We start from the raw sequence: 16,493 nt of genomic DNA, 5'->3' as shown, positions 1-16,493 counted from the left end.
TTCTCCGTTTTGTAGCGTGGTTACCCGACCCAACGAGCGATCTCGTCCAGATCGGCCCGGTCGGCTCGAAACCCGTTCGCAGGGTGGTCTGCATCCGAGTATCCGAATGAGATTGCACACAAGATCAACCGATCATCGGGAATGTCGAAATATCGGTGCAGAAACTTGCCATAGCTGGCCACGGCGGCCTGAGGGATTGAGGCCACTCCCAAGGCTTGCGCGGCGAGGGTGAAAGCCATGACAAAACCTCCGCTGTCCATTGCTCCGTAAGGGCCAAGGTCGGCAGGGCTTGAGATGATCGCACAATGGGGCGCACCGAAAAGGGTAAAGTTTTCCATCATTTGCTTGGCCGAACCGGCGCGGTCCCCGCGCTGCACGCCCACGGCTTCGTATAATGCCCAGCCACATTCGCGACGTCGCTCCTGATAGATACCGGTATACGCCGTCGGGAACGGCAGGTCGGGTTCCGGTGCGCCGGTTGTGACTTCGTTTTGCAGCGCTTTTCGAAAAGCGTCAGTCTCGGCTCCACTGGTGATCACGATGTTCCAGGGCTGCGCATTACACCAGCTGGGCGCACGGGACGCACTGGTCAGAATCTGTTTGATCTGGTCTTTGGGAACGGGTTCAGGTCGGAACGCCCGGCAAGAATGTCGCTCAGCCAGCAATCGATCCAAATCGGATAGCGTCACTCTGCTCCCCCTTCGTGTAGCCGAGGCGCAGGATGGCGTCAGGTTCGGCGATATTCAAGCGGTTAAAAGGGGACAGGTGCTACTGCTGACCAGTTGCCATGAGGTATCCGACACCCGCTGCAACCAGCAGACCCAACACAACAGCGATCGTGATCTTGATAGCGGACCAAGGGCGTTCGCCCTGAACACGCCCCGTTCTGCCGTTCACAACGAAACGATAGGTCTGGCCCCTGTATTTGTATGCGGCCAGCCAGACAGGTAGTAAAATATGTTTGAAGGTTACATTTTGCACATCCGTGTCGATTGCGTGAATGCGCTGCCGGTCTCCGCCGATATCAAAACGCACATCCCGCTCAATTACGCGGGCCATATGCCCGCGCGCTTCGGTATACCCGTCCTGCAATTCGACTGTATAAGCCTCGGCCCGGAATCCCGCCAGATACTCCGGCTGGTAAGGTTCAAGCGCCGGCAAGTCCCAGGGTTCCAATGCGTCAGTATAGCGTTTCGGCAATGACTGGGATGCCAGCACAAGAACATCGTCAAAGAACCGGGCAACCCGACCGGATTTTGGGGACCACCGCACCTTTGCCACCTGCTGTTGCACGCGCTTGCCGTCACGCATGACGGTCCGGGTCTCGTAATACACCGTGCCCCGCTCGCCGCGATAAGCTGACTTGGTATCCGCGTCGAAGGTCCAGTAGGGGACGTAAATCCCCTGCATCTTGCGACCTTTGCGGGCGTAATCCTTCAACCCGTTGGGCGCGAACCACAACTTGCCAAGCCAGCTCGACATCGCCTTATGAGCCGACCGTTCATCCAGAGCAAAGGGCAACACGCCTTTTGGCTTGATATGCCGGTTAACTCCCGTCTCCGTGACTACCGGAGTGGCACAGAACGGGCATTCGGCCGCATGGGTGTTCGGGTCAAACTCGACCTCAGCTGCGCAGTTCGGGCAGGACAGAACCCGCGTTTCTTCGATCTCTGCTTCCGGCAGCTTGTTCGCCAGCGCTGCGTTGAAATCCAGTTCTTTCAGGCTGGCACCGCCCCACGGTCCGGCGCCTATGGATTCCGAATGCCCGCAATGATCGCAGGTCAGGGTCCCGTCGCCCGGATTGAACCGATAGTCCGAGCCGCATTGCTCGCAGGGAAAGCGGTGTTCGTCTGTCATTGCTTTGCCTCGATTGGAGGGGCGATTTTTCCGGGGCCGATAATCAGGCGCACGATTATTGCCGCGACGTTGCAGATCAGGATGAAATGGAAGGAGTTCTGAGCAAACCGCCACCAATCGTAATCAGTCAATAGACCGCTTACTTCTAACGTACCAATGCCGTCGCCATAGCCGGACGTGGTCTTTGGATCATGTGCCTGACGCCAGCCCCTGTAACGGCTAAAAGCAACTGAAACAGTCACGAGAACGAACCCGATTCCTGCGCCCCAACAGGCTGCTCGGACATAACCAACCTTGCGCCGCATCATGACGCGCAAAAACGGCTTGACGAACAGCCAGCAAATGAAAAGAGAAATAGGCAACCCAAATAACGCATACCAAAAAACAAGGGACAGCGAGTTCAGGTCAAGGCCGCTTCGATATTCGTTTGAGAAAACTGGTACGCCAATAACGCCGACCCACCCCAAAAGCGCAGACAGCTTGACCGCGCACGCGATATCGCGTTGGGAATATGGAGCCATTTGATCGGCGTTAGCCACAGGGTTAGGCCCCAGGAGGCGGCGGGGGCAGGATGGTAAACAGCTGCGCAAGCTCCTGCACGTCGCCAGCTTTTTTCCACCCGTCCTGACCGGCGGTCCAGACATGGGTATCGCGGGTGATCTCACCATCAGTCGCCATGCGGCCCATCTTGGCCTTGGAAAACGGCCCGCTGGTCTGCCCTTCCACTGCGATATGCCACACATGCTCAACCGGAGGAGGGGGCGGTGCCGCATGTGCGGTCGGTTGCGAGGCAGCGGGGGCGGAACCGCCCCACGGTCCGCTTGGTTGACCCGCTGCCATGTTTGCCATCTGGTTGGCCATCGCCATGCCCATACCCATGCCTAGGCCTGCACCCATGCCGCCGCCCTGACCGGGGTTGTTGGCTGCTGCGGTCATCGCTTCGGCGGCGGAATACTGGGTGAACTTGCCCAGATCGCCTGCCAATCCCATCGACGTCCGCTTGTCCAACGCAGCCTCGACCGCAGGCGGTAGCGAGATGTTTTCGATGTAGAATTCCGGCATCTCCAACCCGTAACCTTCTAGAACGGGCGAGACCTCGGCCGCAATCAGCTTGCCCAGATCGGCGGTGTTGGCGGCCATGTCCAGCACCGGAATGCCCGACCCGGCAATTACGCGGCTGAACTCCTGCACGATGATGTTACGGATCTGAAAGCTGATCTCATCCATGGTGAATTCACCATCGGTGCCGACGATTTCAATCAGGAACTTCGCGGGGTCCTTGACCCGGACCGTGTATGTGCCAAAGGCGCGGATACGGGTCGGACCGAACTCCGGGTCGCGCAACATGATCGGGTTCTTGGTGCCCCATTTTAGATCATTGAACCGCGTCGTGTTGACGAAATAGATCTCAGACTTGAAGGGCGATTGAAACCCGTGATCCCAATGCTGCAGCGTCGTCAGGATCGGCATGTTGTTGGTCTCAAGCATGTAGAGGCCGGGCGTGAATACATCCGCCAATTGCCCTTCGTGCACGAACACCGCTGCCTGTCCTTCGCGCACCGTCAGTTTGGCGCCGTACTTGATGGCATGTCCTTCACGCTCGAACCGCCAGACCATGGTGTCACGGGTGTCGTCGACCCAGTGAATGACGTCGATAAACTCTCCGGTCAGAAAATCGAAAATACCCATTGGGGTCTCCTTTTCTTGGGCTCAGAGCTGCTGGCCCATCAATTCGCGTGCAATAATCCGTACCACGGGGCGGGCGTCCTCGGCTGTCACACCGGGTTCAAGGCGCGGGTCATAAAGCATTGTCAGAAGTTTCTCGTCATGGCTGGTCAACAGCGCAAACTCGTCATTGTCGTTGAATATCGACGGTCGTGCCGCCGGGCTGTCATTGGACAATCCAAGCCCCTGCGCAATTTCTTCGTGGATGCAGCTGCGCCGGGTGAGGTCCGGCAGTTCAGCCCGGATGAGCGTGACAGCCCGCACAAATTTATACGGTGAGGTATTGGTCGGAGACGCAAAAACAAGACAGTCAATATTGGCGCGCGGGTTTGCAACCAAGTCCAGTGAAGGCGTGCTGATGCCAGGGATTAGCTGTTTCAGGCGTTTGACCACATAGGCGCTGTCATCTTTGCCTGCAAAGAAGACATGGAAATTGGCCTTGCGATTGACGACCGAGATTGGATGATCCGTCAATTTGCTCAGCCGTTCCGCAAACGCTTCGACGTCGGCGGAGTCTTTTGCGCGTATCTCGGGTGCCACGGACGGGGCGAACTCGGTCTGAATTCGCACAGGTCCTGCCCACCGGCTAAGCTGTCCGTCCGTTCGCCGAATGCGTGTAGTTACAGCGTGATCGGGGTATTCGCTGTAAAAGGCTATGGCCTCGAAATTGCGGGCCAGATCATCGGCATCATAGGGTGTGTCGGGCCCGCCTCCGTCCACGCGCAACATATCGCGGGTCAGTAGGTCACGTTCGACTCGCTGATAGAACCGGGCCAGATCCTGACTTGCCGCAGACGGGGGAACATAAGCATTGGGTGCTGGTGCAGGTGCCACCGGGCGCGGTTGCGGCACAACGGACGACGTCAGCGCCTCATCACAATTGGCCAGCGCTAACAGCGCCACCATACCCAACAAGGGTTTCAGATATCCCGGCACCTGCACGTCCAGCCCGCCTTTAGCTCGAAACCGCAGTTCCAGCGTTGTCGCCGACGCCGTCTTTGCGCGCCTTGGCAGAGGCAAGGGTGTCGCGCAGCTCGGTCTCCATCTTCTGCAGTTCCTGTTCGGCTGCGGCGCGTTTGGCCTTGCCTTCGTCAGCAATTGCAAGACTTTCGTTGATCGTACCGATCAGGTCGGCATTGGCTTGCTTGACCGCTTCGATATCAAACACACCGCGCTCCATTTCCTCGCGGATCATCTTGTTCGACTCACGCAGGTTCGCCGCGTTCGAGGTCAGCAGCTCATTCGTCAGGTCATTCGCATCGCGCACGGCTGCAGCCGCCTCGGCGCTACGCTGGATGGTGACGGCCTGCGCCAGTTGCGTTTCCCACAAAGGCACTGTGTTGACGAGGGTTGAGTTGATCTTGGTCACCAGCGACTTGTCATTTTCCTGCACCAATCGGATCGAGGGCAGCGATTGCATCGTCACCTGTCGCGTCAGCTTCAGGTCGTGAACACGCCGTTCCAGATCATCCCGCGCTGCGCGCAGGTCACGCAGCTCCTGTGCTTTCATAACTTGTTGGTCTTCGGGCGCGGCCTGAACTTCGGCTTCTTTTTCGGGGATGTTCTGGCTGTCCAGCTCGGTCAGTTTTTCTTCACCTGCTGCGATATACAGCGCAAGCTCGTCATAAAAGCCCAGCGTCTTTTCATACAACAGGTCCAGCGACTTGATGTCTTTCAGCAGCGTATGTTCGTGGCCCAGCAAGTCGTCGGTGATCCTGTCGATCTGCCCCTGAACGTCTTCAAACTTGGCGGTAAACTGGGCGAAAGGTGCAGCCTTGCCCAACAACTTTTCCCACCAGCTGCGTTCGCGCCGGACGTCCAGCTCACTGACTGAAAACCCACGGATCGTCGTGACGATATTGCGCAGACTGTCCCCGGCGGGTCCGACATCTTTGTTGCGGACATCCGCCAGCATGGCCTGGCTGATTTCCTGCAATTCCGCCTGGGCAGACGATCCGAACGCGACGATGGAATTGGTGTTATCCATGTCGATCTCATCCATCCGCTTGCGGATTTCGGCGCTGACAGGTTCGTCGGCTTCCTCAAGCAAGACGATTTCGGCGGTCGGGTCGGGCAGGGTGACAGCGGTCACTTCCTGCACCAGCGTTTCAGCCTCGACCGCCTTGTTCTTGATGTCATCGGACATGGGGTAATCCTCTCTCAAATTGTGGCCGGTCAGTCCAACCGGACGCCTTCGCGTTGCAGCCTTTCGCGCAACACATCAATTTCAACCGTCAGATCACTGCGGTCGTCCAAAAGCAACTTGCGGGTACGCGCCGCGAAATTCTGTTCAAGATCATCCAGGAGGGACGAATAATCCTCCAGCGCCTGGGCATCGCGGGTGCGGGCATAAACGTCAGCAAACTTGACCGTCGCGTCACGCGCGCCCTTTAAGTAAACGGTCAGGTATTTACGCGCACCGGCCAGATCGCGGGGGTCTTCCTCGACCGTGCGGAACAGGTCGCGGGCGGTATCCTGAAAACGTTCAACCCGGGCTTCGATCCTGCGGTCGCCAGCGCGTTTGATGGCGTCGGTCATCTCGGACAGATGTGTTTCAGCATCTTCCACGACGCGGGCAACGCGATCTTGCTGGAAAGTGTCGATGCCTTCCATGCCTTTGTCAGTCATCGGATCAATTCCGAAAGAGACAGAGTGCAGGACGCTGGCCATCAAACCGAACAGAATCGGGGCGATCAAGCTGGCTTCAGACGCTGCGGCTGCATCCAGATATTCGGTGCGATAAGCGGCCAATCCGACGCCAAGTCCGGTTAATAGGCTGGAGAATATCTTTCTGGGAAACGCCGGGCGACGGGCTGTGCGGCGAGCGTTGTAGGCGGATTCGGCCCGCAGCCCTTCGCGCAGCAGAAATGCTGCAGCTGTCAAAAGACCCGCTGCGATCAGGCCGATCGTCAATCCGACGGCCCCATCGTTCAGCGACAGAAAAACCAAGGGAACAGCCGGAAGAAACAACAGGTTAGCGCGCGCCCCGGCCGGTTCGACCCGAGCGACGTCAAACTGTCCGCGCGAAGGTTGATTCGGAGACGAGGAGTCGTCCTGTGGGCTGAATTTCCCGCCATACCGTTTGGCCATGTGCTTACAAGCCTCCCAACACGCCGGTGCAGACGCCGAACATCAGCATCAACAACACGACATAGGCCAGTTTTTGCACTCCGGTCCCGGACATGGCGCCCCCCAAAAATGTCCCTTGGGGAAATCTAGGCCATGAGAGGCCGTGGCGCTAGGGGGAAGGTTGCCTAACCTGCGTCACTTGCGAGGTTTCTTGCCGATTGGGGGCCGATTTCGCTGTGGGCGAGCGGGTCGTTTGGCCGGTGCTTCGGGCTCGGCTTCCAACCCCAGTTGATCGCGCATGACCCGTCGGCGGATCTCTTCGACTTCGCCGGGTTTCAGGCTTCCCAGCTGGAAGGGGCCGTAGGACACTCGCAGCAGCCGGTTCACCGCAAAACCGATATCTTCTATCGCACGCCGAATTTCACGGTTCTTGCCTTCGCGCAGACCGATGGTCAGCCAGGCATTTGCGCCTTGTTGACGGTCCAACGTGACGTCCATCGGCAAAAAGCGTTCCCCGTCGATCACAAGCCCCTTACGAAGCGGTGCAAAATCCTCATCCTTGGGGCGGCCATTCACCCGCACGCGGTATTTGCGTAGCCATCCGGTCGAGGGCAGTTCCAACTTGCGCTTGATGCCGCCATCATTGGTCAACAGCAGCAACCCTTCCGAGTTCAGGTCCAACCGCCCGACACTCATGACCCGGGGCATATCCTCGGGCAGTTTGTCAAAAATTGTCGCGCGTCCTTTTTCGTCACGTGTCGTTGTCACCAGACCCGAAGGCTTGTGATACAGCCACAGGCGCGAAGGTTCCGGTTCCGACACCGGTTTGCCGTCGACAAAAATCTTGTCCTTGGCGGTGACGTTCAGCGCGGGGCTGTCGATGGTCTTGCCGTTTACACTCACACGACCTGCTTCGATCATGCGTTCAGCTTCGCGGCGCGAGGCAACGCCTGCGCGGGCAAGGACTTTGGCGATCCGGTCGCCGGGAGGAGGGGTTTTGGTCATCCGCAGCCCATAGCGCATCCCGGCCGCTTGCGAAAGACAGGTTTCTGTTGCAGTCAGAGGCATGGTGTTCAGATCGCACATGGATAAGGCGCTGGTTGAAGCGCGCGCTGCGGCGGATCGTGGTGAAGTACCTGTGGGCGCTGTTATTGCCGGCCCCGATGGATCGATCGTGGCCTCTGCGGGCAACCGAACACGAGAGCTGAACGATCCCACCGCCCATGCCGAGATACTGGCCCTGCGTGCTGCATGCGCCGCAGCCGGATCCGAACGTCTGCCCGATCACGACCTTTATGTGACGCTAGAGCCTTGCGCGATGTGTGCGGCGGCTCTGGCAGCGGCGCGTATCCGGCGCATCTATTACGGGGCCGCCGATCCGAAATCAGGCGGCGTTGCTCATGGCGCGCGGGTTTTCACCCATACACAAGCACACCACGTGCCAGAGGTTTACGACGGCATCCGAGGGCAGGAGGCCGCCGAGCTTTTGAAAGAGTTCTTCGCCGCGCGGCGTTAACCTCAAAGAGTAATGGCCTTCATCACCTCGGGTTCGATGACATCGACCCCCGGCAACCCGTCGACCAGCGCCTGAGCTGATTGTTCGAGGATTGGGAAGGTCTTGTAGTGGCAGGGAATCACGGTCTTGAAGTTGAAGTACCGCTTGGATGCATATGCGGCGCCCTTCATGTCCATCGTGAAATGACCGCCTGCCGACAAGATCCCGATATCGGGTTTGTAGTAATCCCCCATCCAATCCATATCGGCCATGATGTCGGTATCGCCCGAGACATACAGCATGTGCCCTTCCGAGGCGATCATGAACCCGACCTCGCTGCCGCCGGTACGCAGCCCGTCAGGTGTAGAAAAGGTCGAGCTGTGCGAGGCTGGCACCATCGACACTTTGACGCCGTTCAGGTTCACGGTGCCGCCCTTGTTGTAGCCAATAGTTTCCAGCCCCTCGGACTCGTTCCAATACCCCATCAGGTCGTATTGTCCGACCACGGGGATGTTCAGGTGCTTGGCCAGCGATACGACATCGGCGACGTGATCGAAATGTGTATGCGTCAGAAGGATATGAGTCGCACCGTTTAGAGCGTCATCATGCTGTTCCTCGGACAAGACCGGATTACCCGTCAGCCAGGGGTCGACCAGCAGAACCTGTCCGCCGGTTTCGATGCGGAAACTGCCGTGTCCCAGCCAAATGATGTTCATGAATTCATCCTCCCAAAACAAACTGTTGGCATTAACTTAGCATCGGCTATGTAAAAGTTCATGGACTGGTTTCAGGAAATTGATGGCTATTGCGAGCGCTTGTCGCCCGCCTATTGGGCCGAACCGATAAACGCGGTGACAAACGCGGCGTTTCTGATTGCGGCATTTGTCATGTGGCTGCGCGTGCGCGGGCAGGGGATGCCGTTGGCGATGGTGCTGGTCGTCATTCTCGCCGCTATCGGGGTCGGCAGTTACCTGTTCCATACCCACGCGCAGGTCTGGGCCGCCATGGCGGATGTTCTGCCGATTTTGCTATACATCCTGGTTTACATCTTCGCGATCAACCGGGACGTCTGGCACATGCGTCCGCTTGCGGCCGGGATCGTGACGGCGCTGTTCATTCCCTATGCCGCGGCGACGGTGCCCCTGTTTCAGTTGGTTCCGGGTTTGGGTGGGTCAGCAGCCTATGCCCCGGTGCCGCTGCTGATCTTGATCTATGCGTTTCTTTTGCGCCACCGGGTGCCGGACACCGCCCGTGGTCTGGCCATCGGGGCGATGATCCTGATCGCCTCGATCACCTTTCGTGCGCTGGACGAACCCATATGCGGGCAGATCCCGTTTGGCACGCATTTCATGTGGCACATCCTGAATGCCCTCATGCTGGGCTGGATGATCGAGGTGTATCGTAGGCACCTGACCCGCGCGGCTCAGGCCTGAAACGCTGCGGCCAGTTCTGCGGGCAGGTCAAATTCAGACAGCACGCGTGCGCGGCCTTGATCCGACATCTTGCGCGCGGTTTTCTCGACGATGCTTTGGATTTTCTCGGCCGAGTGCTTTTCGGCGAACGGTGCGAAATACCATTTAAGGAAAACGAAACAGATCACATCCTCCAGCGCCTGCACCTCGTCGTCACGCTTGATGCCCTGTTTGCGCAGCATCCGACCGGCAGATTCCACATCATCGGAAGAGTAGCTGTTCTGCTCCATAAGCCCCATCACGACCTCGGCGTGGTGGACGCCCTGCGCCTTGCGCCAGGCCAGATATCCAGCGCGACCTTCGGGGAATTTACTGCGCGCCAGTTTCCACCGCTCCACATGCTGACCCCGCGCTGCAATCTGCAACGGGTCAGAGGCGTCCGGGAACAACCTGTCCAACTCGGCGCTCATGCGCTGACCATAAAGCAGTTCAGTGGGCTGGCCGTCTTCGAGGTTGGGGTCGTGTGAGTTGGCCGCATCAATTGCGTCCAGAACAGCTTGCTTGCGCGCGTCCATCTTCCGCTCCGTTGGCTTGCCGGGTCTGCAGGGCAGGCCGGCGGGTTACTTGTGGACCACCGTAGCGATACGCCGCGCGGAACGCAGCAGGCAATTGCCGGGCCGGGGCATTTGGACCCAACCCGGTTTTTGCGGGCTAAATTACTTGCCCGGTTTGTTCTGATCCTGAGTGACAGGTTCCGACACCTGATCGGGGAAAATCAGGCTGCGGGTCAGGGTGTCCATGCTTGGGCCAAAAGCGCCCGCCTGAGCTTGCGCAGCAAGAACCGTAGTGGCCAGTACAAAGGCAGTCATGAACGTTTTCATCGTTTTTCTCCATATAAGGCTGTGCCGTATCATATGAAATGAACAGTTCAGTTCAGTATTTCAAGATGCGAAGTGAACTAATTGGTTCATTTTTTGCATGGGAGTAATTAGAAATGAATGATCGGACAGGATTTATGGACCTTTGCCATGCGCTCAAGGGTGGATCAGCGCCTTGGCGGTCTTGCGACCCGGCGACCAGACAGGTAAATGCCCCCTAACGCATATGAGGATATCCGATGTCGATTGACCAAAGCAACGCCGCCAAGGTGGCCAAACTGGCCCGGATCAAGGTCGAGGATGACGCGCTGCCTGCGCTGGCATCCGAATTCAACACCATCCTTGGCTTCATCGAACAACTCAACGAGGTTGATGTCGAAGGTGTCGAACCGATGGTTTCGGTCGAGCCGATGCGCCTAAAACGCCGCGAGGATGTGGTCACTGACGGCAACCAGCAAGACAAGGTATTGGCCAATGCCCCCGATGCGCGCGAAGGGTTTTTCGCTGTTCCCAAAGTTGTGGAGTAAGACATGAGCGATCTGAACAAACTGGGCCTGGCCGAAGCGCGCGACGCTCTGCGCGCTGGCGACGTAACCTCTGTCGAGCTGACCGAATCCTGCCTGAAGGCAATCGATGACGCCGACGCGCTGAACGCTTTTGTCCACAAAACGCCCGAAATCGCGCTGGAGCGCGCCAAGGCGGCGGACGTAAGGATCAAAGCAGGCGACGCGCCGTCGATGTGCGGCCTGCCGATCGGCATCAAGGATCTGTTCTGCACCAAAGGCGTACCCTCGCAGGCGGCTTCCAAAATCCTCGAAGGGTTCAAGCCCGAATACGAATCTACTGTGTCTCAGCAACTGGCAGATTCTGGCGCGGTGATGCTGGGCAAGCTGAACATGGACGAATTCGCGATGGGCTCGTCTAACGAAACTTCCGTGTACGGCAATGCGGTCAGCCCATGGCGCCGCGGCAATGACGATGCGCAGCTGACACCAGGTGGCTCATCCGGTGGGTCGGCCTCGGCCGTCGCGGCAGATCTTTGTCTGGCCGCCACCGGCACCGATACCGGCGGCTCGATCCGCCAGCCTGCTGCATTTGTTGGCATTACTGGCATCAAGCCGACCTATGGTCGTTGCTCGCGCTGGGGCATCGTTGCGTTCGCTTCTTCATTGGATCAAGCCGGGCCGATGACCAAGAACGTGCGCGACGCTGCGATCATGCTCGAGACGATGTGTGGTCACGACCCCAAGGATTCGACCAGCACCGAACTGGCCGTTCCAAATTTTGAGGCGATGCTGACCGGCGATATCAAAGGCAAGAAGATCGGTATCCCCAAAGAATACCGCATGGAAGGCATGCCTGCCGAGATCGAAAAGCTGTGGGCCGAAGGCGCCGAGATGCTGAAAGCAGCAGGCGCCGAGATCGTCGACATTTCGCTGCCGCACACCAAGTATGCGCTGCCCGCATACTACGTGATTGCACCGGCCGAAGCGTCCTCAAACCTCGCCCGCTACGACGGTGTCCGCTATGGCCGCCGCGCGCAGCTGGCACAGGGCGACGGCATCACCGAGATGTACGAAAAAACCCGCGCCGAAGGCTTTGGCCACGAAGTGCAGCGCCGTGTCATGATCGGTACTTATGTGCTGTCAGCGGGGTTCTATGATGCCTACTATAACCGCGCCCGTAAGGTGCGGACACTGATCAAGAAAGACTTCGAAGATGTCTTCGCCGCAGGGATCGACGCAATCCTGACGCCTGCTACCCCGTCGGCGTCCTTTGGTCTGGGCGAGATGACCGAGGCGGACCCGGTGCAGATGTACCTCAACGACGTCTTTACCGTGACAGTGAACCTTGCCGGTTTGCCCGGTATCTCGGTTCCCGCAGGTTTGGACCAACAGGGATTGCCGCTGGGTCTGCAGCTGATCGGCCGCCCGTGGGAAGAAGGCGATTTGCTGAACACAGCTTATGCGTTGGAAAGTGCCGCCGGATTTGTGGCCAAGCCGGGCAAATGGTGGTAATCCTCGGATCAGGCAAGACCAGCTAAAACGGAGCAGCTGAATGCGCTTTACGCTTCTGATCCCCGCAATCGGACTTGTGGCCGCCTGCAACACGGTGGCCCCGGTCCAGGGTACTGGATTTAACACGCCTCAATATCAGGCACAGCGCGAGGCCTCGCTGGCCGGGCCGGGCTACACCGGCAACCCATTGACCGGCCCTGCTGAAGTGTCAGAACAACAACTGGGCGCACCCGGCAGCACCCCAACCGGGGATAACGCTGATATCGCGTCGGCAACGGCGGCTGCATTGGCCAACACGTCGGGGCAAAGCACGTTGACGCAAGTCCCGCTGTCTGCCGCCAGTAACAATGCGATCTCCGACGAACAGGATTTCGCGGCTGTATCGGGACGTCGCACGATCGAAAACGACGCGGCCCTGATTCAACAGAACCGCCAGACCTACGAAGTCGTCACCCCAACTGCTGTTCCGCAGCGCGGATCGGACGGCCAGCCTAACATCGTGCAATACGCTTTAAGCACATCGAATCCAGTTGGTACACAGCTTTACAGCCGCGCTGGTTTCAATCTTGAGGCCAAGGCGCAGCGGAATTGCGCCAAGTTCCCGTCGCCTGACCAAGCTCAGATCGAGTTTCTGGCCAACGGCGGCCCGCAGCGTGATCGCAACGGTCTGGACCCGGATGGGGATGGGTACGCATGTGGCTGGGATCCAAGTGCATTCCGCAGTGCCGTCAACAACTGATCCACAAGCGCCAATCTGGCACGCTTCGCCTAACTACGGACCACGCAGGGACGGGCTGAAGCCGTCCCTGATCGTTTTGCACTATACGGCGATGAACAGCGCGCAAGAGGCGCTGGACAGGTTGTGTGACCCTGTCCACGAAGTTTCGGCGCATTACCTGATTGGGGGCGACGGGACGCTCTGGCACATGGTGCGAGAAGAGGACCGCGCGTGGCATGCCGGGGCCGGAGAATGGAGCGGTCAGAAGGATATCAACTCCCGTTCGATTGGCATCGAGCTGGACAACACTGGCAGGCACCCATTTTCAGACCTGCAAATGCGCAGGCTGGAACAGTTGTTGCCTCAGATCATGCATCGCTGGAGCATTCGACCATACGGTGTGATCGGTCATTCCGACATGGCACCCGGACGCAAATTTGATCCCGGACCGCGATTTGACTGGCTGCGGCTCGAGCGCAACAAACTGGCCGCGCCGCGCGGACAAAACGATGGCCCGCTAGATGCGCCGATGGATCAGTTTCGAATTCTGGCACAATCCGCCGGCTTCAGCGCTGACGTAGACGACGAAACTTTGCTATCCGCCGTTCGTCTGCGATATCGTCCTTGGGCTACAGGGCCGTTGCAGAGTGCTGATCTCGTACCGATGACCGCCCGATCCTGATCCGTGGTGCACTCTTGACGCAGCCTGTCACAAGGCATACCCACCGCTTGCGCGGAGGGCCGGATGGCCGCTGGGGCCGCAAGGCCCGAGAGGAAAGTCCGGACTCCACAAGACAACGGTGCCGGGTAACGCCCGGGCGGGGCAACCCGACGGAAAGCGCCACAGAAATCAGACCGCCCCGGACTTCGGTCCGAGGTAAGGGTGAAACGGTGGGGTAAGAGCCCACCGCGCCGCTGGCAACAGGGGCGGCACGGCAAGCCCCACCGGGAGCAATGCCAAATAGGGTCCCCGCGCGGGCAGGTCGGCGTAAGCCGATACCGCCGCTAGGCACGTCCTGGCCAAGAGGGACCGGGTTGGCAGCTTGAGCCGCGCAGCAATGCGCGGCCTAGAGGAATGGTCATCGAAGGGGGCAACCCCGGAACAAGATCCGGCTTACAGGCCCTCCGCGCATAACTCTGTTCACTTACCGGGCGGCGTGTAAGCCCCGGTCAGCTTGGCGGCCTTTTTGGTAATGGCGGCAAAGTCCTTCGCCTTCCAGGCGCGTACTGTTTCAACGTTTGATACTGCACCCGAGGCCGCAACGGCCATTCCAATTGCTACTGCGTCAGTGCCATCCGGAACTTCGCTTACGACCACCACGTCATTTTCGCCGGTCGTCATGTAAAAAGCCAAAAGCTTGCCGCCGACTTTTTTCAACAACGCCCGGACGGCCGCCGTGCGGTCTGCGGGCTTCTTTAGCATTCCTTTGACGCCATCCTGGGAGTAGGTCGCATAAGTGATGAAAATAGGCATCAGTCTTCTCCTTGTTTCAATGGTTTGGAACGCTGAAATTGGCCGGTTCCGCGGCCTGGAAACGGGATCTAAAAAATGCTCATAACGGCGTCCAGGACGACCCAGAGACCCACGGCAATTAGGGCCAAGCCAGTCAAAGTGGGCAACCAGCGTGCGCCCGGCAGCAACTTTTCCAAAGCCACGTAAATGGCGATTCCGGCAATCCAGTAAAGGTTCATGATCCCGCCTACGAACAGCAGCGCCATCAAGGCCCAGCAACAGCCCAGACAGTACAGCCCATGCAAAGCACCAATTCGGAACGCACCATATGCGCCGGGTTTGTGATGATCGGCGATGAATCGGGCAGGGCTTTGACAATGCCGCAGACAGGCGGACTTGAGGTCCGACAACTGATACGCGCCTGCCGTAATCAGGACGCAGCCAGCAAATGTTTTGGACCGGATTGTCATCATTGGACCATCGGACAGCCCGATGCTTTCCAGCCCCCATTGCAACCCCGTCGCGGCAAGGCTGAATATAGCCCAGGCGATCAGGTAGCCTGCGAGAAAGCAAAAGCTGAACTGCGCGGCCTTGTCACGTTCGGGTCCCGCACGCTTTATCGCCGAATACAGCAAGACTGCAGGTGCAGCGCTGGGGGTCATCATCGCGATCATCATGACCCACCACATCAGAAAAATCAGGATTACGTATTGCACGCCCCAACTGGGCGCTTCGCCCATGTGCATGGGTTCTCCGATCGGACCCGCCATATTGGTCATTTCGCTGGCCGTCATGTTCATGCCAATCCCAGCGATGGTGTACCAGGCTGTAAACAGAACAATCAGCGACACACCGAACAGCACGATGACCCGCTCACGCCGCATAAGCCGCTCTACCGCCCCAGTGCGGGGCGGTGTGGGATGGGATGTCATGATGACCCCCGGATCAGGCGCCCAGGACACCGTGGCCCGAAATGTTCAGGTGGGCCAGATGAGCGTGCGTCGCGTCAACGGTCAGGCTAATTTCGCCGCCATGAGTCTTGGCAGAGCCCGAGGCAGCTTCGGCGTGACGGTATTCAAACCCGTTTGGCAGCTGAATTGACGCCCGATGCGCCGCACCCGACACGATATGCGGAATCGGGCTGACTTCGACATCGAAGACGCCGTTCACCTTTGCAAACCCGGTGCGCTCGTCGCGGTTCCAGTTCAGCTCGATCGGAACGAAGAGCGTTTCATGTTTGGTCGGAGCCATGGCGCTGTAGACATACCAGAAGGTTGCCATTTCATCGGTATCTTCACCGGTCATTATGGCTTGCAGGGCCGCACGCTGATCAGCGCTGGCGCTGGCATCTATGATCAGTTGCATCTGACCGTTGCCCTCATGGATCGGGCCAGGCCAATAGTACACCCCAGCCGCCCTTACGCCCGCCAGATCTGTGTCCCCGTAGTGACCGCTTTCGATGTCGAATACGACGACGGCCTCGCAATTGCCATGTGTCGGAAGTACGCTGAACTGGCAAGGACAACCGAAGTTGCAGTTACAGTTGGCCAGCTCTTCGCCCTTAATGGTCCATTCAGTCATGATGCCCCCTAAACAAAATCAATCGTGCAAACCCTGCTTGCACGGTTGCTTGCCTGTTCATGGAGCCTCGAAGATCGAGCCGAAAATTGGCTTCTTTGGATTGTTGATGGCGCGGTAAGTATCACATATTCGAATTTCTGACAAATTAGACATGCGCTTGTGCGGGAATACGCCTGTTACATGTTCACTTGATGAAACGAAGCCACCATTGGTCAGCTTTGCGCTAGCGTTAGGGCATCTGCTTAATCCGCGGATTTTGAGTCGCAGTTATCTGCTATATTGCAAAA

At 58.4% G+C, this 16,493-nt stretch carries 20 protein-coding genes and 1 other RNA gene; 7 read left to right on the top strand and 14 right to left on the bottom strand.

Annotation, left to right across the window (positions count from 1 at the left end; genetic code table 11):
• Positions 1-20 precede the first annotated feature (20 nt).
• The 8 genes from AC2FJE_RS07465 to AC2FJE_RS07430 form a co-directional block, all read right to left on the bottom strand.
• The gene (locus AC2FJE_RS07465) at positions 21-689 is read right to left on the bottom strand and encodes a nitroreductase (protein ID WP_496755140.1); all 669 of its coding nucleotides are present in this window, start codon (positions 687-689) and stop codon (positions 21-23) included.
• A gap of 79 nt (positions 690-768) precedes the next feature.
• A complete protein-coding gene (locus AC2FJE_RS07460; RefSeq protein WP_496755138.1) occupies positions 769-1,857 on the bottom strand; it encodes a TFIIB-type zinc finger domain-containing protein in 1,089 nt (362 codons plus the stop codon).
• Positions 1,854-2,396: a hypothetical protein gene (locus tag AC2FJE_RS07455; RefSeq protein WP_496755135.1), complete on the bottom strand. Its 543-nt coding sequence runs from the start codon at positions 2,394-2,396 to the stop codon at positions 1,854-1,856. Before AC2FJE_RS07455 ends, AC2FJE_RS07460 begins: the two co-directional genes overlap by 4 nt.
• A 4-nt stretch (positions 2,397-2,400) precedes the next feature.
• A complete protein-coding gene (locus tag AC2FJE_RS07450; protein ID WP_282168907.1) occupies positions 2,401-3,546 on the bottom strand; it encodes an SPFH domain-containing protein in 1,146 nt (381 codons plus the stop codon).
• 21 nt (positions 3,547-3,567) lie between these two features.
• The gene (locus AC2FJE_RS07445) at positions 3,568-4,488 is read right to left on the bottom strand and encodes a DUF2927 domain-containing protein (RefSeq protein ID WP_282119213.1); all 921 of its coding nucleotides are present in this window, start codon (positions 4,486-4,488) and stop codon (positions 3,568-3,570) included.
• A gap of 49 nt (positions 4,489-4,537) precedes the next feature.
• Positions 4,538-5,728: a toxic anion resistance protein gene (locus AC2FJE_RS07440; RefSeq protein WP_058275612.1), complete on the bottom strand. Its 1,191-nt coding sequence runs from the start codon at positions 5,726-5,728 to the stop codon at positions 4,538-4,540.
• A 29-nt stretch (positions 5,729-5,757) separates the two neighbouring features.
• Complete coding sequence (locus AC2FJE_RS07435; RefSeq protein ID WP_282119050.1) at positions 5,758-6,672, bottom strand: 5-bromo-4-chloroindolyl phosphate hydrolysis family protein; 915 nt, start codon at positions 6,670-6,672, stop codon at positions 5,758-5,760.
• A 174-nt stretch (positions 6,673-6,846) separates the two neighbouring features.
• Positions 6,847-7,737 (bottom strand): pseudouridine synthase, encoded by an 891-nt coding sequence (locus AC2FJE_RS07430; RefSeq protein WP_496755130.1) that lies wholly within the window; start codon positions 7,735-7,737, stop codon positions 6,847-6,849.
• On the opposite strand from AC2FJE_RS07430, the gene AC2FJE_RS07425 reads away from it, so the two are divergent.
• Positions 7,718-8,167 (top strand): nucleoside deaminase, encoded by a 450-nt coding sequence (locus AC2FJE_RS07425; RefSeq protein WP_108859360.1) that lies wholly within the window; start codon positions 7,718-7,720, stop codon positions 8,165-8,167. The genes AC2FJE_RS07430 and AC2FJE_RS07425 overlap by 20 nt on opposite strands.
• A gap of 2 nt (positions 8,168-8,169) precedes the next feature.
• Here AC2FJE_RS07425 and AC2FJE_RS07420 read toward each other — a convergent pair whose 3' ends face one another.
• The gene (locus AC2FJE_RS07420; protein ID WP_282119053.1) at positions 8,170-8,862 is read right to left on the bottom strand and encodes a metal-dependent hydrolase; all 693 of its coding nucleotides are present in this window, start codon (positions 8,860-8,862) and stop codon (positions 8,170-8,172) included.
• A 60-nt stretch (positions 8,863-8,922) separates the two neighbouring features.
• On the opposite strand from AC2FJE_RS07420, the gene AC2FJE_RS07415 reads away from it, so the two are divergent.
• Positions 8,923-9,579, top strand: coding sequence for a ceramidase domain-containing protein (locus tag AC2FJE_RS07415; protein WP_496755125.1), 657 nt, complete (start codon positions 8,923-8,925; stop codon positions 9,577-9,579).
• On the opposite strand, the gene AC2FJE_RS07410 is transcribed toward AC2FJE_RS07415, so the two are convergent.
• Together AC2FJE_RS07410 and AC2FJE_RS07405 are read right to left on the bottom strand one after the other, a co-directional pair.
• Entirely contained in the window at positions 9,570-10,133 is a 564-nt protein-coding gene (locus AC2FJE_RS07410) for a DUF4202 domain-containing protein (RefSeq protein WP_496755122.1), read from the bottom strand. The genes AC2FJE_RS07415 and AC2FJE_RS07410 overlap by 10 nt on opposite strands.
• 141 nt (positions 10,134-10,274) lie before the next feature.
• Positions 10,275-10,439 carry a hypothetical protein gene (locus tag AC2FJE_RS07405; RefSeq protein WP_186437502.1) on the bottom strand — a complete coding sequence of 55 codons (165 nt, stop codon included), beginning with the start codon at positions 10,437-10,439 and terminating at the stop codon, positions 10,275-10,277.
• Between the two features lie 236 nt (positions 10,440-10,675).
• Here AC2FJE_RS07405 and gatC point away from each other — a divergent pair, with 236 nt between their 5' ends.
• The 5 genes from gatC to rnpB all read left to right on the top strand — a co-directional run bounded on the left by gatC (position 10,676) and on the right by rnpB (position 14,305).
• Entirely contained in the window at positions 10,676-10,963 is a 288-nt protein-coding gene (gatC, locus tag AC2FJE_RS07400; RefSeq protein ID WP_058275619.1) for an Asp-tRNA(Asn)/Glu-tRNA(Gln) amidotransferase subunit GatC, read from the top strand.
• Positions 10,964-10,966: 3 nt separating this feature from the next.
• Entirely contained in the window at positions 10,967-12,454 is a 1,488-nt protein-coding gene (gene gatA / locus AC2FJE_RS07395) for an Asp-tRNA(Asn)/Glu-tRNA(Gln) amidotransferase subunit GatA (RefSeq protein ID WP_109313190.1), read from the top strand.
• 40 nt (positions 12,455-12,494) lie between these two features.
• Positions 12,495-13,193 carry a hypothetical protein gene (locus AC2FJE_RS07390; protein ID WP_496755119.1) on the top strand — a complete coding sequence of 233 codons (699 nt, stop codon included), beginning with the start codon at positions 12,495-12,497 and terminating at the stop codon, positions 13,191-13,193.
• Complete coding sequence (locus AC2FJE_RS07385) at positions 13,138-13,854, top strand: N-acetylmuramoyl-L-alanine amidase (RefSeq protein ID WP_496696512.1); 717 nt, start codon at positions 13,138-13,140, stop codon at positions 13,852-13,854. Before AC2FJE_RS07390 ends, AC2FJE_RS07385 begins: the two co-directional genes overlap by 56 nt.
• A 51-nt stretch (positions 13,855-13,905) precedes the next feature.
• Positions 13,906-14,305, top strand: an RNA gene (rnpB, locus tag AC2FJE_RS07380) — RNase P RNA component class A.
• A gap of 8 nt (positions 14,306-14,313) precedes the next feature.
• On the opposite strand, the gene AC2FJE_RS07375 is transcribed toward rnpB, so the two are convergent.
• The 3 genes from AC2FJE_RS07375 to AC2FJE_RS07365 all read right to left on the bottom strand — a co-directional run bounded on the left by AC2FJE_RS07375 (position 14,314) and on the right by AC2FJE_RS07365 (position 16,206).
• Positions 14,314-14,646 carry a GYD domain-containing protein gene (locus tag AC2FJE_RS07375; RefSeq protein ID WP_058275623.1) on the bottom strand — a complete coding sequence of 111 codons (333 nt, stop codon included), beginning with the start codon at positions 14,644-14,646 and terminating at the stop codon, positions 14,314-14,316.
• A 68-nt stretch (positions 14,647-14,714) separates the two neighbouring features.
• Positions 14,715-15,557 (bottom strand): DUF2182 domain-containing protein, encoded by an 843-nt coding sequence (locus tag AC2FJE_RS07370; RefSeq protein WP_496755114.1) that lies wholly within the window; start codon positions 15,555-15,557, stop codon positions 14,715-14,717.
• A 13-nt stretch (positions 15,558-15,570) separates the two neighbouring features.
• Positions 15,571-16,206, bottom strand: a complete 636-nt coding sequence (locus AC2FJE_RS07365; protein ID WP_496755111.1) for a DUF1326 domain-containing protein — start codon at positions 16,204-16,206, stop codon at positions 15,571-15,573.
• Between the last annotated feature and the right edge of the window lie 287 nt (positions 16,207-16,493).

This window comes from Ruegeria sp. CDSC002 (assembly GCF_059610905.1).
Note: the sequence above shows the minus strand (reverse complement) of the source record. Positions and strands in the feature narration are given on the sequence as shown.